Here is a 23,767-nt window from a genome sequence, read left to right as displayed (position 1 = left end):
ATTACCGAACTGCCGACCATATTCTACAAAAGCTAAACCATTTAAAGGTAAAGGCTAAATACATTTATTTAGCCTCACCATTCGCAATTTATAGCCTCAAAAAACATTGACGAATCACTTTCGCCACGTCTTTTCCAATAATCTTAACCAATTCTTATGAAATATATTCTCAATATCGCTTTCGGCGTAACCGCGTTGGCGCAGTAAGTCTTGGTACTTTTGCAGGTCGGAGATGGTGTCTAAGTCGTAAGGCGACTGCTCGCGGCCAAACATTCCGTCCAAATCCGTCCCAAATGCTACGTGGAGGCTGTTGCCCGTCAGTTGGCAAATGTGGTCCCAATGATCCACAAGTTTATCCATCGTTACGCCAAATTCTTTGGGGTCTGATTGCCGTTGCAAAAACCCTGGTGCCATCATCCAAGCATCCAACGCCCCACCAATTACGGCACCTCTTTCCACTAAACGTAAAATTTGCTCGTCAGAAAGTTGGCGCTGGTGAGGCACCAACGTACGGCAGTTGTGGTGGCTCGCCCAAATCGTACCTTTATAAATAGACAACGCTTCGTCAAAACCTTTATCGGTAAGGTGCGTGGCATCCAAAATCATTCCGAGCGCGTCCATTTCTCGTAATAAATCTTTTCCAGCAGCCGTCAAACCGTCGGTCGTAGCCGTGCCCGACGCATACCGACCTGGCCCGTACCAAGCAGGCCCAAGGGCGCGCAATCCGTAGCCGTAGGCTTTTTCAAGGTAAGAAAGGTTTACCAACGAGTCCGCCCCTTCTAAGGATAAAATAAAACCAACAGGTTTGGTTTCGTCGGCGATGGAGGTATTTTCCCACAACGAAATGTGCTTTGTGAGTCCTTCGTAATCCGTAATTTGCACCATTTCACCCAAATCTGTCATGGCTTGGTACCACGCGAGTTGGGCTTGGGTCATGGCCCAGGCTTGGGCGGGAGAATACCAGCCGTCAAAGGCACTGCCGCGCTCGGTTACTCTGGCCAGTTGCGTTGCCACTACCAAGCCTATTTTCCCTTTTCGAAGTTCGGGCAACGAAACCGTCCCTTTGCCGCGGTCGCGTTTATCGGTCAAGTTTTTTTCAATTTCACGTTCACGAAGTTCCTGAACCGAACACGTATAGTCACGGTTCCATTCGACGGCATTCATGGCCATGTCGAGGTGTGCGTCAATGATAAGCATGGTTAATTTGTTAGGTACTTGTTCAAAACAGCCTCAAATCTATCAAATCCCCACGTTTTCCTAACTTATTTTAGCGTAGATTCTTGGAAACTTTTACTTTTTATCTATGTTTGTTACCGTAATCAAAGTTCCTATTTAAACCTCTTCCTTCCCATGAAAAAATGGATTTTATCCCTTTTTGGAGTAACTGCCATCGCTTCTTTATTGGCTTTAACTCCCTCTCGCACCACGGCCCCTTCTGCTGATCCGCGCGAAGACAGTCTTGCTGCCGATCGCGCTAAGCACGTGAAAGCCATCAAGGAGGCCATTGCTGGTAAAGAAAAACTACCCGCAGAACAAGTGTTCAAAAACATTAAGATTTTTAAAGGCCAACCCGCAGAAGCCGTTTTAGGCATTATGGAAAACCGTTGGAGCAAAACGTTAGGTGTTAGTTGCAGCCACTGCCACAACCTAAACGACTGGGCTTCTGATGAGAAAAATGACCACAAAATTGCTACTGATATGGTGGCGATGGTGGGCAAAATCAACGATGAAGTCATTGCTGCTTTGCCTTCCTACGCAACCAAAGACCGTAAACCTCGCATCGGTTGCTCTACTTGCCACCGTGGCGAAGCCCACCCAGGCCGCCCCAACGGTGCTCGTCCTGGCGGCCCTCCAAGAAACTAATCAATTGGCAATAAAATAGTTATCAACCTCCCGAAAGTTTAAAACTTTCGGGAGGTTTGTTTTTTAGACTACCACAATTGGGGATAGTAAACGGATAAAGAAGTCCATAACTTTGGCCATTTGAAGAAGTTTCTCTTCTAGCACAAATCTGCTCAATATGCGCCTTCTGCTTTTCTTCCTATTTTTCGGGGTGTGGACGCCACTTTGGGGGCAGCAGGTGCTCACCATTACCAATGCCCAAAAAGCTAACCCGATTGCACCATACACCTATGTATTTAAGGACAAAACTAAACAACTCCCTTACGAAGAAATAGCACACTTTCCGTTGGATTTTTTCCAGCGATTAAACCAACAGGAAATTGTTCAATTTGGTTATTTCTACGATAAAATCTGGTTACGGTTTGAGGTAAAAAATAAGACAAAAGAAGACCTCTACCTCATTCATAGCTACCGAGGTTTTCGTCGGATGGAAGTTATTATTATAGACGAAAACGGGCAAAAGCGAGCCTATCAATCGGGTGAATCACTTCCTGCCCTGTACCAGCAAATTCAAATCAAGCCCCCCGTTTTTCCAATCGGTCATAAGCCTTCAACTGTTTATCTTTCAGTCGTAACGGAAAATGCCCACGGCGATTTTATTCACATTGGTAATTTGGACCAAGCACTCTCCTACCAGCGATTCAATACCGTCTGGCAAAGTTTTTCAATGGGTATTTATGTGCTTGTCTTTATCTATGCCTTTATTTTTGCCATTCGCCTGCGAGACGCTCTGATTGGCTGGTACGCCTTGCTGATGCTGAGTATTCTTTTCTTCTACGTTGATTATTACAGTTTTTTCCCCATCAATAAATACGTCAATCATGATTATCAGCATGTTTGCACTCTACAATATTCCGTGGCTGCCTTATCTTCCCTACAATAATTTCTTTGTTCCTGGTACTTTGATTGAAATCATCATGCTCGGCTTCATTCTTGCTGAGCGTGCCAATAGACACCGCAAAGAAAAAGCACAAACACAAAAACAACTCATTGCCCAGTTACAGGAAAACTTGCATCAGCAACAGAAACTCCTGCAAATCCGTGACGAAATCGCCCGCGACCTCCACGACGAAGTAGGCGCTACCCTCACGGGCATTGCCACCTCGGCCAAAGTTGTTCAAAAGAAAATGGACAGCCAACAGCCTGAACTCAAAGCCGTGTTGGGACAAATGAAAGACGATTCAGAAGAAGCCATTCACACCATCAGGGACACCATCTGGGCCTTGAACCCCGATAACGATGCGCCCGAAAAGCTCATCGAAAAAATGAAAGCCGTGGGTTTTAAACTGCTTATGCCCCATGACATTGTTTTTGCGTTTGAGAACGAAGTACCTGTCAATCAACTACCTGCTTTTTCGATGGAACAGCGGCGCAACCTGTATCTGGTCTATAAGGAAGCCCTGCACAACATCGCCAAACACAGCGAAGCAACTCACGCGCAAGTACGGATTTACCAACAAAACATGGAGTTCCGCATTCGTATCTCGGACGATGGCAAAGGCTTTGATTGTGCCACAATCACCGATGGAAACGGGCTGAAAAATTTTCAGAAACGGGCCAAGGAAGGGGGATTTGAGGTGAACGTTTCGTCGAAAAATGGGGCTGGAGTTGAGGTCATGTTGTCAATTTAAATAATAGAAACTTTGTATGTGACTAGGTAAATGTAAACACATAGACCACCTAGAATTTTCACATAGCACACAAAGCTAAATGTCTATGTTTACTATGTGTTTTAAAAGGAATGCTACCCAAATTGGGGAGAACACATTCATTTGGTTTTCCTTAGCTTTATGGCAACCATCATTTTCAATCGCTCTCAATGATTAGTATCGTTATTTTTGAAGATAATAAAGTGCTTAGGCAAAGCCTGACACTCTATTTTAATAACACCGAAGGAATCCATTTGGCTGGTGCGTACGAAGATGCCAACGAAGTCATAGCCAAAATCCGCAAACACCGCCCCGACGTCGTGCTGATGGATATTCAGATGCCTGGACTGTCGGGCATCGAAGCATTGAGTCGAATAAAAGCTGCTTATCCTGACACCAAAGTACTGATTCACACCATTTTTGAAGATGACCACCGTATTTTTTCGGCGGTTTGCGGCGGTGCCTCGGGCTATGTCCTCAAAAGCCCTGACCCCGATGATGTACTTCAGGCCATACAAGATGTGTATCAAGGTGGCGCTCACATGTCGCCCGCCATTGCACTCAAAGTAATGCAGATGTTTCAAAGCCAATTTGTGCAGTCACAACCCACGTATGTCGAACTGACAGGTAGGGAGCGTGAGGTGTTGGCTTGCATGGTCAAAGGCATGAGTTATAAGATGATAGCCCATTCGTGTAATTTAAGCGTCCATACCGTGCATTACCACATCAAGCACATTTATGAAAAGCTACACGTCAACTCAGCACCCGAAGCAGTGGTGAAAGCCATTGAGCAAAAGTTGGTTTAAAAACTACCCAAATTGGGGAGAGAACTGTTTAGGTTAATCACTGAACTTTGCCTCAGTCATTTACTAAACTTTAATGCTCCAATGAAAACTTTATCCTTCAAAATCGCCCTTTACTCGTTGCTATTGTTGAGTGTTTGCTCGGTCAGTTTTGCCCAAAAAGACAATACGGACGACCCCGAAAAAGTACTTCAATTATTTATCTCCGAATACAACGCTGATCCTCACCGTTTTTTTGACAGTCGAACGCCCGCTGATTTTAGGTTTACGGATTCTAAAGGGCTTTTTTCAAACCGAGAATCTGTGGTAAAAAATAACGAAGGGCGCAAGAGTCTCACCAGCGACGTGTCTAATCTCAAATTTTTTAAAGAAGGCAATTTGATTGTCGCCAGTGGCATTCACAGCTTTGGAGGTTATCTCGTGGCTTTTACTTATACCCTCCAAAAACAAAACGGCAGGTGGATGTTTGCCGCTTCTCACCATACGGCCGTAGCGACCGAAAAAAAATAGAAGAAGGTTTGAGAACCTCTTGGGATTTCAATTGAGTTAACTTCCCGAAAGGTTAAAAATTACCTTCCCGAAAGTTTTGAACTTTCGGGAAGGCAGGTTATTTACAAACCTAATACTTTACGGTTAAAGGCTTCGTCAGCGCCCGTTCCTGCAAAATCATCAAATGCTTTTTCGGTCACTTGGATGATGTGGTCCGCGATAAACGGTGCTCCTTCAGCAGCTCCTTGAATCGGCGATTTGATGCAGCATTCCCACTCTAACACTGCCCAACCATCGTAGTTGTACTGCGATAATTTAGAGAAAATTCCGCTAAAATCTACTTGACCATCTCCCAACGAACGGAAACGGCCCGCGCGGTCGGCCCAGCCTTGGAAGCCACTGTAAACGCCTTGCTTACCTGTTGGGTTAAACTCAGCGTCTTTAACGTGGTAAGCAAAAATACGCTCGTGGTAAAAATCAATAAATTGTAAATAGTCAAGCTGTTGCAATACAAAGTGGCTTGGGTCGTAATTGATACCCGCCCGTGGGTGGTTACCAACCGCTTCCAAGAACATCTCAAACGTAATTCCGTCGTGAAGGTCTTCACCTGGGTGAAGTTCGTAACCTACGTTTACGCCTGCTTCGTCGAAAGCATCCAAAATGGGCTTCCAACGTTTTCCTAATTCTTTAAAGCCTGTTTCTACCAAACCTGCTGGACGCTGCGGCCACGGATACAAGAAAGGCCACAACAACGCCCCCGAAAACGTCACGTGCGAGGTCAATCCGAGGTTTTGTGAGGCTTTTGCCGCCCATTTTAATTGTTGAATAGCCCACTCCGTACGAGCCGCAGGGTTATTGCGCACTTCTGGAGAAGCAAAACCGTCGAACATAGGGTCATAGGCAGGGTGAACCGCTACCAATTGACCTTGCAAGTGCGAAGACAATTCGGTGATTTCCACGCCGATGTCGGCCAATTTTCCTTTGTACTCGTCGCAGTACGTTTTTGACTCAGCAGCAGTTTTGAGGTCGATACAACGCGAATCCCAAGTCGGAATTTGAATTCCTTTGTAGCCCAAATCGGCCATGTATGCTGCGATGGTATCCAACGAGTTGAACGGGGCTTCGTCGCCCATAAATTGCGCCAAAAATATGGCAGGTCCTTTGATGGTTTTCATTGGTTTGAACGAGTAAAAGACAAAATGTTTTACGTTACAGCCCGCAATTAAACAAATTCCTGCAAGCTTTTTGGTACTTTTTAAAGCAGAAAAACGGGTTTTATTACTGATAGCTACCACAAACATAGCGCTTAAATTCCAACTAAGTTGTGAAGGCTCTTGCCCTATTCCCCCCAATTGCGCTTTAGAGCCTGAGACGGGTGTATGTTTTGCGGCGTTTAAGCGATTTTATTACGACAAAAAAGAAAAGAAATGCAAAGAATTTACGTGGGGAGGGTGCGGTGGCGTTGTCCCGTTTGAGACGTTGGAAGCCTGCCGAGACTGTGAGTGTCGGAAATGACAAAAGGGATTAAAAAACCCATTTAGGGCTTTATTTCAATATTTTTATGTCAAAACGAATGCGAGAATTGGCGCCATCCTTAATAAATTCTTTGATAAGCAATACTCCTTTTTTCTTCTGTGCATTTTCGAACAACACGATTTTAGGGCTTTTTTCATCGAAAAATTCATCAGGTTCGTTCTCATCCCGAATTATCTGCAATGCTTTAAGTTGAGCCTCTCCCAAATTTTCAAAATCAAGAACATTTTCTACGTTTAGTGGATTGATTACGGTGGTTTTACCCACGCCTGTAATCGGATTTACTCCCGCCGAAGCAGCCGCATGAGGTGAAAGAAAACGATTAAAGCTAAAAGATCCATTAAGCCCAAAAAAGAGCAAATCAATGGTAGCAGCCTCGGCAAGGGTCACGTCTTCCGATTCCTTGAAGGCTTTTCTTAGGGTCGTGGAATAAAAAATACCCCGTTCTCCCCTACTGTCATAAATCCCCAGCTCTACATCCTTGATGTACGCGTACCCTTTGCTAGGTTTTATGGTAATCGACTGGCTGATTTTTTTTGTCTTTTTCCCATTACTTACTTCCAACGAAATGCTGTACGTTCCAGCTTTGGAAAAACGAACTGAGGGCTCTTTTTCCTGCGACTGACTTACCTCAGCACCTTCTATTTCCCAACGATTGGTGGTATTACCCACCGATGTATTTTTTAATTGTAACGTTACGGGTGCCTCCAATTCCTCGTATTGCTTGGGGATGTCGATAGTAAACGTGGGAGTCAGTTCAGGTTCTAATACAATAACGGTATCTCGAAAAGCGGTGAGACGAGAGTTTGAAACCGTCAGTCGTACCTTGTGAGTTCCTCCTGTTTCAAAAGTGACAACAGGGTCTTTTTGAATCGAAGTGGCAGGCGTTCCTCCTTCAAATGTCCACTCAATTTTCTCAAATCCTGCTGAAGTATTTGAAAATTTGACAGTGGCAGGAGCGTACGTATTTCCCTCTACAGCGTAACCAAAATCGGCTTTTAAATTGGCGTCGATGGTGACTTTTTTTTCAATAACACGCTGACTACCATCAAAATTACTAACTTCCAAACGGACATTGAACGTACCCGCTGTTTTATAAATGACTTCTCCTGGTGTTTTTTTTGTAGAAGTACTTGGCTCGCCCCCTTGGAAAGTCCACAGGAAAGTTTCACCTCCTGTTGAGGTATTATTAAAAGTGACGGTGGCAGGTATTGTAAACGAGTTATTGGGTGACTGATAGTCGAAATCAGCCGTCACTGGAAGTGCCACTTCTTTGACGCAACCTACCAGTGCAGCCAGAATAAAAAATAAAGTTGCGGTATAAAGTAAAGCTCTAAACATGGATCAGGCAATTTAAAAGATCTGAGTATCGTCTGTTTAAACGGTCTGACTGTCGTCTGACCTTGTCCCTATGTTAAACGGTCTGACTATTGTCTGACCTTGTCTTGTGGTTTATTTGAGTACTGTTACTTTTTGGGAGACTCTTCCCGTTGGGGTATCAACCGTTAGAATGTATTGCCCCGAGTTCAGCAAAGGGGCGCTGATTTTGGTAATAAAATCAGCCTTGTCTTTTTCCTCCATTTCAAAAACAACTCGGTCGGGATTCCCTGCTTCAAACAATCGAAGCTTAAAAGAAGTCGGTTGGTCAAAACGTAAATTGACCTCCAAATCGTCAAAACTCGGATTGGGACTTACTTTCAAAACGACATCGTCGTTGTGGACTGCAACCGTTTTAGGATAAAAATCTACGATAGAAAGCGGCTTTGATTGGTACATTTCACACGCGGCAAAAGAAGCTTTAACGCCCACTGTATAATTTCCGAGGGTACCGATACTAAACTCCACCCGTTCGTTGGTTTTAATTTTTACCAAAGCTTCTTTGGGCAACAACCAATCCACTTGGGTTGGGGCAGGATCAGAAAGGTTCAGCACAACTACTGACTCATTGCGCGGTGCTACGGAAGCCGACGCAAACCGAATCTTTCCGTTTGTCGCCACTTGAGCAACATTTACGGTTGATTTAAACTCACATTTAGCTTTGTCAAATAGCGATAGTGAATACATTCCTGCCAGTTTTGTTTCAAGAATTGGCTGAGTGGAAGTCGTGCCATCGGGAAGTTTCCACAAATAGCTGTCAGCTTGTTCGTTGGTAGCATCCAATCGAATGCTTTGTCCTTGACACAACTTCTTTTCACTTTCAACTTTGGAGACAATGCCCGCAGGACGAAGTAAAACGGCCGTTTTGGTTGCTACACACTGGTTGGCATCAGTTACTTTGAACAACAAAAGTTCGTTTCCACACAGGTTTTCAAGCCTCGTATCTTTGTCGTTACGCCCTTCCCACGACATTTGATAGGCGCCAATTCCTCCCGTAACACTCGCCGTTACCGAGCCATTGCAAGAATAAGAGCAGGTAGGTTGGGTTATTCTAAATGCGATGTCCAACTTGGGAGGTGCTTTGATTTCAACCGCAACGATGTCCGACTGGCATCCGCCTGCGTCAGTAACTACAGCAGTGTATCTTCCAGCCGACAATCCACTGATATTCATTGCCTTGCTGTTTGTATTCCAAGTAGCTAAATATCCTCCTCTCCCTCCGCTGGCACTTATTTCAACACTTCCCGTTTTATCACCAAAACACGTCGGCTGAGTCGTTGCAACCACCCGAGTAACCACTTTTGACGGTTCTGTTAGGGTATAATTAAAGGTTCGGGACACCTCATTGGCATCCGTAACTGTCAAGGTATATTGACCCGCTGGCAACTTTTCAAATGAATTTTTGTTGGGCAAAAACACCGATGAAGCATTGGTTTGGCTCCACAACTGCATCTTGTACCCTCCAGCCGCTGAAGGTACACCGCCCTTGGGCGTAACCAACAGCACTCCATCTTTTTTACCAAAACACGAAACCTCATTCGTTAAATCAATGCGGGCTTCAATGATGGGCGGCTCTACCAGCGCAAAAGCCACTTCGCTAAAACAGCCCGCTTTTTGGGTAGCCGTCGCATAATTAGCATCATAGGCTCGGACAAAATACGTCCCCCCTCGCAGCGTCTTGTTGGCATTCTCGGGCAAGGTTGTTTCACCTGAACCATAGCTTACTCCTTTCTCATCGACCCATTCAAATACATAACTAGGCGTTCCCCCTTTGACCCTGACCACACCCTGACCATCCTTAGTTTCAAACCCACGCGGATCTTTCTGCGAAATCTTGGTCAATTCCACTTTCTCACTTGGCTGATTGATGGAAATATTTTGGGGCAGAGCAGTACAATTAAAGCTGTCGCTGACCCGAATACGGTACGTTCCTAAGCCGACATTTGTGAGATTATGTTTCGTACCTCCGTTAAACGCACTTGAGTTTCCCTCATTAATTTGGTAGAAAAAACCTCCTGTCCCGCCACTCGCTTCAATTTGAAGCGTTCCATCCATACCTCCAAAACATTTAATGTCAGTTTTGGACAACGAAAAAACCACTGGCAAGGGATTAAGCAAGGTAATGCTGCCCTCGGCTCGTGCAGACACTACCGAACCAATCAGCGTTTCAATCACTATTTGATACATACCTGCATCCAAATTTTCGGGAGTTACAAAGGCAGCCGCTTGTCCCAGGAAAGTCCCCACCAGTGAGTTATTTTTAAGGAGGGTTAGGCGAATGTTTGTTTCTCCCGTGACGGTTCTTCGACTTAAACCAATGAAAATGCTACCGTTTTTACCGTCGGTACACGAAGGAGCTTTAGAAGAAGTTGAAGTAATAAAAATTGGCGCAGGGCTGACTGACACAGTTACCTCAGCACTACAAGCATTTCCACCGCCAAAAGGGGTACAAGTTGCCGTGTATGTAGTGGTGAATACAGGCGTCACAGTACGGGTATTTCCGCTTCCACCACCATTATTCCAATTGACACTTCCATTACTACAACCTGTGTAAGAGAGGATAGCACTTTGCCCCACATTAATCCCAGGCGAAGACGAAAAAGCCGAGATTGAACAAGGTGTTACACTGACAGTGACGGATGCAGTGCAGGTGTTCCCCCCGCCAGTTGGAGTACACGTGGCCGTGTAAGTCATTGTTGTTGAAGGAGTAACCGTTTTATTATTGCCCGTTCCCAAACCATTATCCCAACTCACGCTTCCGCTCGCGCAACCCGTGTAGCTCAAGGTCGAGCTCTGGCCTGCGTTGATGTTGTTGGGGGAAGCCGAGGCAGTGATTGTACAATTTGTTACGTTTACCGTTACTGACGATGTACAAGGACTACCTCCGCCTGTTGGGGTACACGTCGCCGTGTAAGTCGTTGTTGTTGAAGGGGTAACCGTTTTGTTATTGCCCGTTCCCAAACCATTATCCCAACTCACGCTTCCGCTCGCGCAACCCGTGTAGCTCAAGGTCGAGCTTTGGCCTGCGTTAACGTTGTTGGGGGAAGCCGAGGCTGTAATAGTACAATTTGTTACGTTTACCGTTACTGACGATGTACAAGGGCTACCTCCGCCTAAAGGGGTACAAGTAGCGGTATAGGTTATCGTCGTTGCTGGACTTACGGTCACATTATTTCCAGTTCCTGCACCATTATCCCAACTCACGCTTCCGCTCGCGCATCCCGTGTAATTCAAGGTCGAGCTCTGGCCTGCGTTGATGTTGTTGGGGGAAGCCGAGGCTGTAATAGTGCAACTAGTTACATTCACCGTTACCGAAGATGTACAAGGGCTGCCACCACCTGTTGGGGTACACGTCGCCGTGTAAGTCGTTGTTGTTGAAGGAGTAACCGTTTTATTATTGCCCGTTCCCAAACCATTATCCCAACTCACGCTTCCGCTTGCGCAACCCGTGTAATTCAAGGTCGAGCTTTGGCCTGCGTTGATGTTGTTGGGGGAAGCCGAGGCTGTAATAGTACAATTTGTTACGTTTACCGTTACTGACGATGTACAAGGGCTGCCACCGCCTGTTGGGACACACGTCGCCGTGTAAGTCGTTGTTGTTGAAGGAGTAACCGTTTTGTTATTGCCCGTTCCCAAACCATTATCCCAACTCACGCTTCCGCTTGCGCAACCCGTGTAATTCAAGGTCGAGCTTTGGCCTGCGTTGATGTTGTTGGGGGAAGCCGAGGCTGTAATAGTACAATTTGTTACGTTTACCGTTACTGACGATGTACAAGGGCTACCTCCGCCTAAAGGGGTACAAGTAGCGGTATAGGTTATCGTCGTTGCTGGACTTACGGTCACATTATTTCCAGTTCCTGCACCATTATCCCAACTCACGCTTCCGCTCGCGCATCCCGTGTAATTCAAGGTCGAGCTCTGGCCTGCGTTGATGTTGTTGGGGGAAGCCGAGGCTGTAATAGTGCAACTTGTTACGTTTACCGTTACTGAAGATGTACAAGGGCTGCCACCACCTGTTGGGGTACACGTCGCCGTGTAAGTCGTTGTTGTTGAAGGAGTAACCGTTTTGTTGTTGCCCGTTCCTGCGCCGTTGTCCCAACTCACGCTTCCGCTCGCGCAACCTGTATAACTCAAGGTCGAGCTCTGGCCTGCGTTGATGTTGTTGGGGGAAGCCGAGGCTGTTATAGTACAATTTGTTACGTTTACCGTTACTGAAGATGTACAAGGGCTGCCACCACCTGTTGGGGTACACGTCGCCGTGTAAGTCGTTGTTGTTGAAGGAGTAACCGTTTTGTTGTTGCCCGTTCCTGCGCCGTTGTCCCAACTCACGCTTCCGCTCGCGCAACCCGTGTAGCTCAAAGTCGAGCTTTGGCCTGCGTTGATGTTGTTTGGAGAAGCCGAGGCTGTGACTGTACAACTAGTTACATTCACCGTTACCGAAGATGTACAAGGACTGCCGCCGCCAGTTGGGGTACAAGTCGCTGTGTAAGTCGTCGTTGTTGAAGGAGTAACAACAATAGTATTTCCTCTGCCCGCGCCATTGTCCCAGCTCACACTTCCGCTTGTGCAACCCGTATAACTCAAAGTCGAGCTTTGTCCTGCGTTGATGTTGTTGGGGGAAGCCGAGGCTGTTATAGTGCAATTTGTTACGTTTACCGTTACTGATGATGTACAAGGACTGCCTCCGCCTGTTGGGGTACACGTCGCCGTGTAAGTCGTTGTTGTTGAAGGAGTAACCGTTTTGTTATTGCCCGTTCCTGCGCCGTTGTCCCAACTCACGCTTCCGCTCGCGCAACCCGTGTAGCTCAAGGTCGAGCTTTGGCCTGCGTTAACGTTGTTGGGGGAAGCCGAGGCTGTTATAGTGCAATTTGTTACGTTTACCGTTACTGACGATGTACAAGGGCTGCCACCACCAGTTGGAGTACACGTCGCCGTGTAAGTCGTTGTTATTGAAGGAGTAACCATTTTGTTGTTGCCCGTTCCTAAACCGTTGTCCCAAATCACGCTTCCGCTCTCGCAACCCGTGTAGCTCAAGGTCGAGCTCTGGCCTGCGTTGATGTTGTTGGGAGAAGCCGAGGCTGTTATAGTGCAATTTGTTACGTTTACCGTTACTGAAGATGTACAAGGGCTACCTCCGCCAGTTGGGGTACAAGTAGCGGTATAGGTTGTCGTCGTTGCTGGACTTACGGTCACATTATTTCCAGTTCCTGCACCATTATCCCAACTCACATTTCCACTCGCGCAACCCGTGTAGCTCAAGGTCGAGTTTTGGCCTGCGTTAATGTTGTTGGGGGAAGCCGAGGCTGTTATAGTGCAATTTGTTACGTTTACCGTTACTGAAGATGTACAAGGGCTACCGCCGCCAGTTGGGGTACACGTCGCCGTGTAAGTCGTTGTTATTGAAGGAGTAACTGTTTTGTTGTTGCCCGTTCCTAAACCGTTGTCCCAAATCACGCTTCCGCTTGCGCATCCCGTGTAATTCAAGGTCGAGCTTTGGCCTGCGTTGATGTTGTTGGGGGAAGCCGAGGCTGTAATAGTACAACTAGTTACATTCACCGTTACTGACGATGTACAAGGACTACCGCCGCCAGTTGGGGTACAAGTAGCGGTATAGGTTGTCGTCGTTGCTGGACTTACGGTCACATTATTTCCAGTTCCTGCACCATTGCTCCAACTCACGCTTCCGCTTGCGCAACCCGTGTAGCTCAAGGTTGAGCTCTGGCCTGCGTTGATGTTGGTGGATGAGGCGGAGGCCGTAATATCACAATTTGTTACGTTTACCGTTACTGACGATGTACAAGGACTGCCTCCGCCAGTTGGAGTACACGTCGCCGTGTAAGTCGTTGTTGTTGAAGGAGTAACCGTTTTATTATTGCCCGTTCCCAAACCATTATCCCAACTCACGCTTCCGCTTGCGCAACCTGTATAACTCAAAGTCGAGCTCTGGCCTGCGTTGATGTTGTTGGGGGAAGCCGAGGCTGTAATAGTACAATTTGTTACGTTTACCGTTACTGAAGATGTACAAGGACTGCCTCCGCCTGTGGGAGTACAAGTAGCTGTGTAGGTCGTCGTTGTTGAAGGAGTAACCGTTTTATTATTGCCCGTTCCCAAACCATTATCCCAACTCACGCTTCCGCTCGCGCAACCCGTGTAGCTCAAAGTCGAGTTTTGGCCTGCGTTGATGTTGTTGGGGGAAGCCGAGGCTGTTATAGTACAATTTGTTACATTTACCGTTACCGATGATGTACAAGGACTACCTCCGCCTGTTGGGATACACGTCGCCGTGTAAGTCGTTGTTATTGAAGGAGTAACCATTTTGTTGTTGCCCGTTCCTAAACCGTTGTCCCAACTCACATTTCCATTGGTACAGTTTTCGTACGCTAATATCGTCGATTGCCCTGCATTGATGTTGGTATTTTGAGCAAAAGCCAACACAGAACAGGCTGTTACACTCACTGTCACTGATGACGTGCATGAACTACCCCCACCAGTTGGAGTACACGTCGCTGTGTAGGTCGTCGTCGTGGCGGGAGTGACGGTTTTGTTGTTACCCGTTCCCAAACCGTTGCTCCAACTCACATTTCCATTGGTACAGTTTTCGTACGCCAGTATCGTCGATTGCCCTGCATTGAGGTTGGTATTTTGAGCAAAAGCCAACACAGAACAGGCTGTTACACTCACTGTCACTGATGATGTGCATGAACTACCCCCGCCCGATGGGGTACACGTCGCTGTGTATCGGGTCGATGAGGCAGGGGTGACGGTTTTGTTGTTGCCCGTCCCCAGACCATTGCTCCAACTCACGCTTCCACCCACGCAGCCTGTATAACTCAAAGTCGAGCTTTGACCTGCGTTGATGTTAGTGGATGAGGCGGAGGCCGTAATATCACAATTTGTTACATTTACTGTCACAGTACCCAAGCAATAGCCACCCCCTTTACTACATACCGCAACGTAGTTGGTCGTAACCGTCGGTCTGACCACCACATTATTTCCCGACCCTACACCTTCATCTTTATCGGTCACCCAATCAACAGAACCGCCCGAACAACCTGTAAATGACAATGTTGAACTTTGCCCAGCGACAATGGTGGAAGGGTTTGCATTGGCAGTTACCGCACAATCCACAAAGTTGACCGTTACAGCTCTTGTACAAATTATTCCATTGGTAGGAGTACAGGTTGCGTTGTAGGTAGTAGTGGCCGTTGGAGAAACCGTTTTGTTATCACCCGTGCCCAAGCCACGATCCCAAGTCACAGTACCACCATCACATCCCGAGTAGGTCAACACCGAACTTTGCCCAGCCGTGACGGGGTTGACGGAAGCATTGAGACTTAAATCACAAGCGAATGAGGGACAGGCATTGACGTTGGTAATACGAAACGAGTAGAGCGTCCCTCCACAATTGACCGTATATGTTCCTGCGGACGAAATGGTGCGCAATGTCGCGGCTGATGCACCATTATCAGCCCAAGTGGGTGTACTGGCACAACCTGTAAATTGAACCCTTACGGGGCTCCCTGCCGTACAGGAGAAATTCTGAGCGAACGTATGGGCTATTACCGACAGCATTACCCAAAAAAGGAGTACGTATTTTTTCATGGTTTCAGCTCAATTTCAGTTTCTTTCCAACCCGACAAGTACCCTTCCTGCATTTTAGCCCGAATGACGTATTTATACACCGTATTGGGCTCAACCTCAATCAAATCACGCCATTCACGGTTGTTTTTATCCATTTTTTTGACAAAAGCCAGTTCTTTTCCCTGTGAGGAACGATAAATCAAGAAATTGTCAATTTTATCCGTTTGCTTACATTCCCACGATAGTTTGACCCGATATTCGGTAGTATCCAATACTGAGGTAAAATGAAGAAAATCAACGTTTTGGGTAAAGTAGGGAGTTTCAAGAACCACTGGGCTGGCGGGTTCGGACTGGTTTTGGTCGTTGTCAAATGCAATCAATGTGTAAGCATACAGGCTCTTTTCCACCACGTTTGAATCAACATAAGTATTCCGAAGGGTATCGGTCAGGGTCATTACTTCTTCCCAAGCCGTCGTGGGCAGTTTTTTTCGGTACAAAATGTGTTTTTGAACGTCGTCGGAATAGCTGCGCGTCCAACGTAGGAAGATTTTTTTATCTTCTACCGCAAAACTGTCAATAAGGGGTGAAGTGGGGGGATTGATGTCGGGCACTTTCAAGATAAGCACCTTTGAGTCAATTGATTCTTTAAACAACATATCAATGGCCTTCACCGTGTAGTAAACATACTTTTGCATTTGTCGCAGGTAGATGGTGTCCGTGAGCGTTGTTTGAGTAATGAATGAATTGTTTACCCGATGAAATTGTCCATTGTCACGATCCCTTCGGTTGAGATAGTATCCAAATAAATCGGCGTCGGGATTGGCCATCCACGAAACGGTCACAATCGCTTGTTCACCCTCGACTTTGATACTTCCTGTGAGTCTTTGAGGCTGCGCGGGTGCATCATCGTCGGCCAGCACCACGGGCATGGAAAGGGTTTCGAGCACAGCCCCTTTCTTTGTAAACGTCCGGAGCTTGATAAAAAAAGTAAATCCAGATGTTGGCACCATAGCCTTGATGAAAGCGAGGTGCTGGTCAGCGGGAATGGAATCTTTGAGGGAAATAAATGAACCATTTGGCTCTAATGAACCCACAATTTGGTAATGGTCTATGTATTGATTCAAACTATCTTTGTAGAGCCATTGTACTTCCAACATCGCCTTATCGGTCGTCTCCTTGACTGCGTAAATTTCAGGACTTGGCAATGAAGTTTTCGCTTTTACTCGAAGAGGTGAAGAATAAGGGCCTTTTTCCTGAAATACCGTTATCCCTCGAATACGATAGTAATAAAAAGTATCTTCCCTGACCAACGTATCAGCAATGGCCAACGTATCCAGTTTGTTCGTAACGATAATAGGCAATTCAGTAATAGATTGGTAGTGGATTGAATCGTCCGAACGCTCAATTTGATACTGATTGTACGACTGTCGAAGGGATGCGGTTGGAGTAAGCAACGTCACTACTTTTCCGCCCACTTTACCGCTGAAATTTGAAATATCGGGTAAGACATTGGCATCCCCCAAACCAACTTCCATCGAAATCCCTGGCAACAACTTGTAGCGTGCCGCTGATTTGTGACTGACAACGTATTGATAACGCTCGCCTGATACGGCCGTAGAATCAATCAGCCCTAAACCAGCCATGCAGGCTGCTTGAAAGTCCATATCGGCACAGAAAAGAGCAAAGTGGAACAACTGGCGGCGTTCGTTTATTTGGGTGATTGGGTCATTCGAAAATTCAGGTTCTTCATAGAGGGCAGCATAAAGCAAACTGTAGTTTCGGTCTTTTTTGTCCAAAAATGACTGCCAATCGGCGGGTCGTTTGGGCATTACTCGGTTGCTGATGACAACTCGCTGTTTGGTCTTTACATTAATACGTTCTACAATGTATCCATCTCGATGGCCAAACTCCCAATAGCTCTGCATTACAGGAATCCAGCGCAAGCAAATACGGTTTTGAATGGCTTTTACCACTATACCCACCGAAGGCTTGGCCTCCATTTTTTCATTAGACATGTTGTATTTTTTCGGTTTGGCAGCAGGTGCGGGTTTACTTTGCCCATTGCTCACCTCAACCACCCCTAGAATAGCGGCCAGTGCGATAAATAAAATTCGTCTTAGGAAAGAATTATTCATTTTATCTGTTTTGTTTCAAGGGTTCATTCGTTCACTTTTTTCAGGCCTTGCGCTCCTCATCCACGTTTACGGATTTCTGATATAATGCCAGCGGTCGCTACCCTTTATCTTGGTGGCTTCCCAATCATTAAAGGAGTTCCAGGTTCGCGTTCTGAAAGTAAAGGTTTGTTTAAAGTCAGTGCCTTCAATCGGTATCCATGCAGTATCTGGTGCTTGGTTCCCCTCGGTAATCACCAATTCGGCCACCAATGTCAAGTCAACGTTGGGATTGTGGAGTGCTGTCCACTTTTTATACAGTTTTCGGCTATCCATGTCATAGTCAGCATTATTTGAAACAAATCGAATTTGATTGTTCGGTTGTTGATGAACAAACCGTTTTAAACCTGAACCGTAAGAGTAGTAATTGGCGGCAATGAAAACGTTTTCAATAACTTGCCCATTCACCCGAAGATTACACCATTCATAAACAGGTACGGCAGGATCCATTTTCAGAATAATCATTTCGTGCCGTTGAATCATCAATTCGGTGTAATGTGCGCTGGCCGTTGAGGTTTCTCCACTTCTGATAATTTCAGCGGAAGGGGATGTTCCCTGCACCAGATTGACGCGAGAATTAAGGTCATACGTTTCGTTTCCTGCTAAACAAGGGGAATCACCAAATTTCATAAAGGCTTTTCCTTCTACAATACCTCCCAATAAGCTGTACTCAAACGTCATGGCACCGTAGCTACCTTTAAAATCAAATACACCTCCCGCCGTAATTGCCCCTTTCAGTATCTCAAATTTCGTTTGGGTCTTCTTAATATTAAGCACGATACCCAAATCGCCCGAACCGTGGAATACCCCTGAACCCAACCAATGGGATTCGTTGCAGGACAAAAAGTTTTTATCATAGGCAACCATAAAGCCAAGTCCGAGTGTCAGATTGGCATAAACTGATACGGCTTTTGTGGGGGTAGAAAGATAAACTGAACCTCCCAAAGAAAGCCCCAAACTAAAATAGGAGGTACCATCCATCGTAACCGAAGTGGGCAAATCAAAATATATTGGACGTTGCCCCCTGGCTATCAATTCATTATTGATTTGGCTTTTGGCATTCTCGACGATTGGTGTATAAACGACTTTGTTGCTTGGCAACGGGACGTTTCCTCCCACTACATAGAATGTCGCCCCGATTTTGAGATAGGTAGGTGATTCTTCTTTGCCAAGGTTAATGTTGATTTCGATGGCCAGAGGCTGGTCAGGGCGACCAATCCAGAGATAACCATTGACGGGATTTGGCTCATTCTTTTTATCAAGCCCATTTTTCTTATTTTCTTTGTTTTCTTTATTTTCCCCAATAAGATTTTTTGCTATCAATTTAAAACTAACCATCCCCAAAAAACCTGCACCTTGGCTATCGGCAGCACCTCTTACGTAGGAGCGATTTCCATCGGTGCTTTTACCTGTGGTATCTGTTTTGAGGGGGGCGTGCATAAAGCCGTACACATTTCCCTCCATGATAAAATCGTCGGTAGTGCAGTCGAAGGTGAGGTCAAATTTGAAGATGGCAAATTTATCATCCAACGGCACGTCCAACATTTTGACTGCATTGTTAATTTGGGCAGAAGTTAGGTTTTTTTGGACAGTAGGATTTGGAGCAGTGGTGGGTGAACTTGTTGTTGAATTAGGGATCTTAGCCGCAGTAAGTGCTCCTTTGGCATCAATTGGCTCTAAAGTCACTTTATCGCGCGCAAACTCCCACGTACCAAAAATGCTGAGTTTACGAAAGCCTCCCGCACTTTCCCTGTCTGAGGCTTTGGCTCCTTCCACGTACACCCCAATAAATCCACGCTGGGTTTTTTCCAACGATGCAAAAGTGACCGCAATAAGCCCTCCACCTGTTGCACGGCGAGGAATATACTTTTTCCCCGTCAACGAATAGCGTGAGCCAACTTCATTGGTTTGGGTCATGTTAGCGGCAAAACCTGCCCCAAAACCATTGACGACTGAGTTGGGGCCAATCACAGCTCCACCTTCTCCAAACGAAAGAAGAAAATCAAAATACGTAAATGAAAAGGCTTTCCCTCCGTCAGCAGGTTTTTCAATTCGCCCACCAACCCAGTTAACTGTCATGCGCGGCGACTCTCGGTCTTCTGCTGGCATGGCTGGGGCTACTTGTTTTCCCGTCGCCAATTTTTTCAGTCCCTTAATTTTAAACTCTGCGGTGATATTCCCTCGGCAAACTGTGCCAAATTCTTCATCGTTGTGGTCATAAGCTAAAGTGCCATCGAGGGTAAAGCCCATGTCGTCACCCGTTTTTAATTGGAGAATACTCAGGCTGATACTTTTAAAGTTTGCTTTAAAATCAACTTCACTTGTCTGTCTGTCACTGACCTCCCAATCGAAAACAATATCTACGCCTGCCGTGATATTTAAACCTGAAGTAGTATCGGGAATCGCATCATAAACAACTTGTTTGGAAACAGGATTGTGGTTGGCGTAGAAAGTAAAATTAACGGTACACTGTTTATCGGCATCGCTGTAGTAAGCCATTAATCTTTTCAAACCAATTTTGCCGAATACAGGGGCATTTCCCAAACGCTCGTAGCCCATGCGGGTAAACTTAAAAATGGGTCTTTTCGCCAAAAAAGAATACCCCACCACCAAATCTTCGACCAAAATCACACCCAGCGAAAGTACATTTTTGAGGGATGCTGTATCGTGCGAAACCTGCTTTCCCTGCACATCTAATCCGATAACGTAGCGAAAGTTCAACTTGGGTGTCACCAGACGTGCTTGTAAGCGGTGGCTTCCCGTCCTGAGTCCTGATGTGTCTTTTATTTCCTCCAACTCATCGCTACCTGTCCCTTCTGTATCCGTAGCTCCGCCCGTGGTAGCCCTTCTGTTGTTGACATACGTGGGTGAATCTTCTACAAATTCCACTTTTGAATCCTCCCTTAGGGCCGATTTAGCCCCAACAAAATAGAGATTGTCTTGTTTTTTAACCTTCAACGCAAAGTTTTGTGACTTGTCATCAATACTTCCTGTGTAAGTGATGTATTCCTCTGGGCTGGCCGTCGCCAAATCGTACGTTGGGCTGTTCTTTTTGAAGGGATTTTTAGCAATGGGAACCCCAATTTTTCCGCTAAGTGCAAACGAAGTGTAGTTGCTTTTTTTGATTTCAAAACTTATTTGATCAATACTCATGGGCGAGCCACCGAGTTGTTTAAAGTTCGCGACGTTGCTCCCTACCACTTTCATATAAATTCCAGAGGCATCCATCAAAAAAACAGACGATGAAAAGCTGGGGCGCTCTGGGGTAGGATTGGAAGGCGTAGCAGGAATAAAAAACTGAGGCAGATACACCCTTGAATTGACTGTATATAATCCCGTCCATTGGTTAATAAGGGCCGTTGAACTACCAAAAAACCCTCCCACCTGTGCTGAAATGGCGGTAGGGGTGTTTTTTTCTGAAAAATCAAAGAATGCTTCGCTTAAAAGAAACCCCATCGTCGTCACTGACTTTTTCAAAGTAAAGGCCAAGGGGTCTTTGAGTTTGACCGTGAGCGCACTTAGGTTTGTAACTTGTACGTCTATTGCAGAAGAAACCACCGTCCCCTCCGCCATCGGATAGCCTTTGGTGTCCAGTTTGAGAAAACTCTCTTTGTTTAATTCAAATTTCCCCTTCAACACCAACGCTTCAAAAGCTCCACAATTGATTTTCAGTTGGGATGCGTTGGCGTTGGGCAAATTGGCGGCGTTGCCTCCTGTCAGGCTTAGTTTGTATTGCGCATTTGAAAATTCTTGCGTGCCCAGCAAGGCCAAAGAGGCATTGCCCGCAAAACCCGAGCCAGGCACGTAATTCACTTTTTTATTGCCGAAATAAAGCTCTTCCTCCCCCAAATACAGGCGGGCATACACTTCCAATTCGACGTGAGTAGGGTAAAAAACTGCTTTTTTCAGGGCTAAATATCCCTGGCCCGTCCCATCCAACGGAATGGCTACTGGCAACGACTGCAACGGATTGTTTTTTAGCTGAGCTAACACTTTATTCTGCCGCTCCAGCGCTTCAAACAATGCTTTGGCTTCTTTTGCTTCTTGGGTTAAATCGGCCGTTGGAATTTGAGTAGGCGAAAGGGCGTTAGCAATTTCCACGGCATTAGGCGCGCTGAGGCTTTTATTGAGGGCTGCTTCCAACGCCAGCATGGTTTTGCGCTGACTTTCACTGCCACTGGTCGTAGTGGGGTCGTTGCCTGCGTAGGTTGCCAACGAAGCCAGTGTCAGCCAACTAAAGAAGAGTATCTGTATTTTATTTCGAGCAAACATAACTTCAAGAGATTATCGGGCGTTGGGCAGTTATAAAAAGAGTTGAGGTAAAAGCAATCCCTGAACTTCATTGGGAAACTTACGTCCTCCAAAATTTTGGATGTATGTACCCAAACGATCCATGTTTCGTTGGGTTTCATTCGACTGAGCGGTTAATTTGGTTCTCATTGTTTGCAGCTGGGTTCGCTGCTGGTTGGATAGATTTTTAGCCAACTCACCGTTGAGCACTTGGATACTTTCTTGAAGTAATACATGCTTGGCCTTCAGCAAATTTAGGAGGATAGGTAAAGACGTAGAAATGACCGAAATGTACCTGTAGGCAGTGGTATAGCTCAATTGTTGCTTACTTTGGTCATGAAACTGATTGGCCAGCACTTTGAGCGAATCGGTTCTTACCCCAAGTGAAATCAATTGCTGATTGGTGATGTCTTCTTCCCCAACTGCATTTCCCGAACTCAGGAGTTTGATGCGATGGTTGGTTACTTCCCCCGTCAAATACCCTGAAATCAGCTCGTTGTATTGATTGATTTTAAAATCGGCAGAATAATAAAGCTTGACGTCAGTCGTACCTCCGCTCGGTGTTTTAATGAGGGCCTTGACGTATTCGTCTGATACCACAACCACATCCGTTCCACCTGCATGAAGGGTATCCCCCAGCACTACCGCGTTGGTTTTGGTATCGGTTGGGTTGACGCGCGGGTTTTGGCAAGTAGCCGCCAAAGGGTTAGGGTTATCTTTACGACTTTTCCCCGCCAACAGCCCAAGGTAATCTTCGTTGTCACGCGTGATTCCGTTGATGGTGATTTTCGACCAATCAATCGGCGGTAGTGTAACCAAGCCCGAAAAAAGTGATGCCTCACCAGTGACGCCAGTAATTCCACTCACCCGAAAGGTATAACTTGATTTAACATCGCTTACGGCGTTGATTTTTCCCGCATAGGTATTTTCTCCTACTTTTTGGAGATAGGGGTTAGATAAACTAAAATATGGAAAAGACGCCTCCTGTGCATCGGTCGTTCTTTTGTAAAATACCTCAAATTGGGCGTGCCGCTCGATGCCTTTCCAAGTAATCAGCGGCTTGGCGTCGTTTCCCCATCGGGCCGAAAGAATGACGGGCGCACGATTCTTTTCACCATAATGAAAAATACCCACTTCGCTGTAGCCGTCGTTCCGAAAAATACCAATCTCTTCAAATCCTTTTTTGGCCACCGCCCGCACTCTAAAGCCATAGGTACGCCCTGCGATGAGCGGAGGAAGGGTCGGGCCGTACAAAAAAGAAGAATTGAGCGTCGTGGTTCGGTAGTAAGGGGGCTGGGATAGAAACAGGTTTTGTAAATTTCCGTTGAAATTATCGGGCACCAACAATTCCGTCAGCACAAACTCATATTCAACTGTATTGGCCTGCCGATGGCGCGGCGTCCACTGAAAAACCAAGTTTTGTGGATTTTGTATCTTTTGAATGCTTTCGTTCTGCGGCTGTACCAACAGCGGCGGGTCGTTCACAATGAGCCAAACGGGCGGGAGTTGTTCCGATTTGGAAAGGGGTTTATTGGTCAACGCATCCATGATTTCAACCGAAAACGTATAAATACCTTCGGGTAGTGGTAGGGCATACGAAAACGGGTTCATACCCAGATTCATCCACTCAAAATATTTCCCAAAGTCGGCTTGGGTGAAGGTTTGAACAATGCCAGGAGTCAGGGTAAAAATGGGCATATTTACCCGAAAAGAAGGATTTCCGACCGTCATCCGATTGCTTGAAATACGAAAACGAAAATAAATCTGCGTAGGGCCTAAGTTCAAGTCCCGAAGCAACACTTTGAGCGTCAAGTTTTGACCCACAGGATTGGCATAATCCGACAAGAAAATGGGGTAAGGTGGTTTGGAATAAAAAGTTGCCTGTACTGGAAAATGCTGCGCCATCGTTTTCGCCAGCGGCAGAAAGACCAGTGCCATGAGTACGATATATCGAATAGTTTTCATTTCCTGA

General features: G+C 46.1%; 13 protein-coding genes. 6 read left to right on the top strand and 7 right to left on the bottom strand.

The genetic code is table 11. The features are described 5' to 3' along the window. Positions 1 to 114 precede the first annotated feature (114 nt). Positions 115 to 1,197: a dipeptidase gene (locus DTQ70_RS06695; protein ID WP_122930092.1), complete on the bottom strand. Its 1,083-nt coding sequence runs from the start codon at positions 1,195 to 1,197 to the stop codon at positions 115 to 117. Between the two features lie 153 nt (positions 1,198 to 1,350). Between DTQ70_RS06695 and DTQ70_RS06690 the strand changes: the two genes are divergently transcribed. The 5 genes from DTQ70_RS06690 to DTQ70_RS06670 all read left to right on the top strand — a co-directional run bounded on the left by DTQ70_RS06690 (position 1,351) and on the right by DTQ70_RS06670 (position 4,864). Continuing rightward, the gene (locus DTQ70_RS06690) at positions 1,351 to 1,863 is read left to right on the top strand and encodes a c-type cytochrome (RefSeq protein ID WP_122930091.1); all 513 of its coding nucleotides are present in this window, start codon (positions 1,351 to 1,353) and stop codon (positions 1,861 to 1,863) included. 157 nt (positions 1,864 to 2,020) lie between these two features. Next, positions 2,021 to 2,785 carry a 7TM-DISM domain-containing protein gene (locus tag DTQ70_RS06685; RefSeq protein ID WP_122930090.1) on the top strand — a complete coding sequence of 255 codons (765 nt, stop codon included), beginning with the start codon at positions 2,021 to 2,023 and terminating at the stop codon, positions 2,783 to 2,785. Continuing rightward, positions 2,736 to 3,533, top strand: a complete 798-nt coding sequence (locus DTQ70_RS06680; protein WP_164489897.1) for a sensor histidine kinase — start codon at positions 2,736 to 2,738, stop codon at positions 3,531 to 3,533. Before DTQ70_RS06685 ends, DTQ70_RS06680 begins: the two co-directional genes overlap by 50 nt. Positions 3,534 to 3,721: 188 nt before the next feature. Next, entirely contained in the window at positions 3,722 to 4,357 is a 636-nt protein-coding gene (locus tag DTQ70_RS06675; protein WP_122930088.1) for a response regulator transcription factor, read from the top strand. A gap of 81 nt (positions 4,358 to 4,438) precedes the next feature. Next, positions 4,439 to 4,864: a nuclear transport factor 2 family protein gene (locus DTQ70_RS06670; protein WP_122930087.1), complete on the top strand. Its 426-nt coding sequence runs from the start codon at positions 4,439 to 4,441 to the stop codon at positions 4,862 to 4,864. A gap of 101 nt (positions 4,865 to 4,965) precedes the next feature. Here DTQ70_RS06670 and DTQ70_RS06665 read toward each other — a convergent pair whose 3' ends face one another. Beyond that, positions 4,966 to 6,018, bottom strand: a complete 1,053-nt coding sequence (locus tag DTQ70_RS06665) for a sugar phosphate isomerase/epimerase (protein ID WP_122934299.1) — start codon at positions 6,016 to 6,018, stop codon at positions 4,966 to 4,968. A gap of 70 nt (positions 6,019 to 6,088) precedes the next feature. Here DTQ70_RS06665 and DTQ70_RS06660 point away from each other — a divergent pair, with 70 nt between their 5' ends. Then, positions 6,089 to 6,358, top strand: a complete 270-nt coding sequence (locus DTQ70_RS06660; RefSeq protein ID WP_229600090.1) for a BPTI/Kunitz domain-containing protein — start codon at positions 6,089 to 6,091, stop codon at positions 6,356 to 6,358. Between the two features lie 30 nt (positions 6,359 to 6,388). Here DTQ70_RS06660 and DTQ70_RS06655 read toward each other — a convergent pair whose 3' ends face one another. The 5 genes from DTQ70_RS06655 to DTQ70_RS06635 form a co-directional block, all read right to left on the bottom strand. Continuing rightward, the gene (locus tag DTQ70_RS06655; protein WP_122930086.1) at positions 6,389 to 7,717 is read right to left on the bottom strand and encodes a PKD domain-containing protein; all 1,329 of its coding nucleotides are present in this window, start codon (positions 7,715 to 7,717) and stop codon (positions 6,389 to 6,391) included. A 111-nt stretch (positions 7,718 to 7,828) separates the two neighbouring features. Continuing rightward, positions 7,829 to 15,355 carry a hypothetical protein gene (locus DTQ70_RS06650; RefSeq protein WP_122930085.1) on the bottom strand — a complete coding sequence of 2,509 codons (7,527 nt, stop codon included), beginning with the start codon at positions 15,353 to 15,355 and terminating at the stop codon, positions 7,829 to 7,831. Continuing rightward, positions 15,352 to 17,469: a hypothetical protein gene (locus DTQ70_RS06645; protein ID WP_164489896.1), complete on the bottom strand. Its 2,118-nt coding sequence runs from the start codon at positions 17,467 to 17,469 to the stop codon at positions 15,352 to 15,354. Before DTQ70_RS06645 ends, DTQ70_RS06650 begins: the two co-directional genes overlap by 4 nt. A 66-nt stretch (positions 17,470 to 17,535) precedes the next feature. Further along, the gene (locus tag DTQ70_RS06640; protein ID WP_122930083.1) at positions 17,536 to 21,777 is read right to left on the bottom strand and encodes a hypothetical protein; all 4,242 of its coding nucleotides are present in this window, start codon (positions 21,775 to 21,777) and stop codon (positions 17,536 to 17,538) included. Positions 21,778 to 21,807: 30 nt separating this feature from the next. After that, positions 21,808 to 23,760, bottom strand: coding sequence for a hypothetical protein (locus tag DTQ70_RS06635; protein WP_122930082.1), 1,953 nt, complete (start codon positions 23,758 to 23,760; stop codon positions 21,808 to 21,810). Positions 23,761 to 23,767: the final 7 nt, after the last annotated feature.

Source organism: Runella sp. SP2, from assembly GCF_003711225.1.
In the GTDB taxonomy this organism is placed as follows: domain Bacteria; phylum Bacteroidota; class Bacteroidia; order Cytophagales; family Spirosomataceae; genus Runella.
The sequence above is the reverse complement of the archived record's forward strand: the minus strand, read 5'-3'. Positions and strand labels throughout refer to the sequence as shown.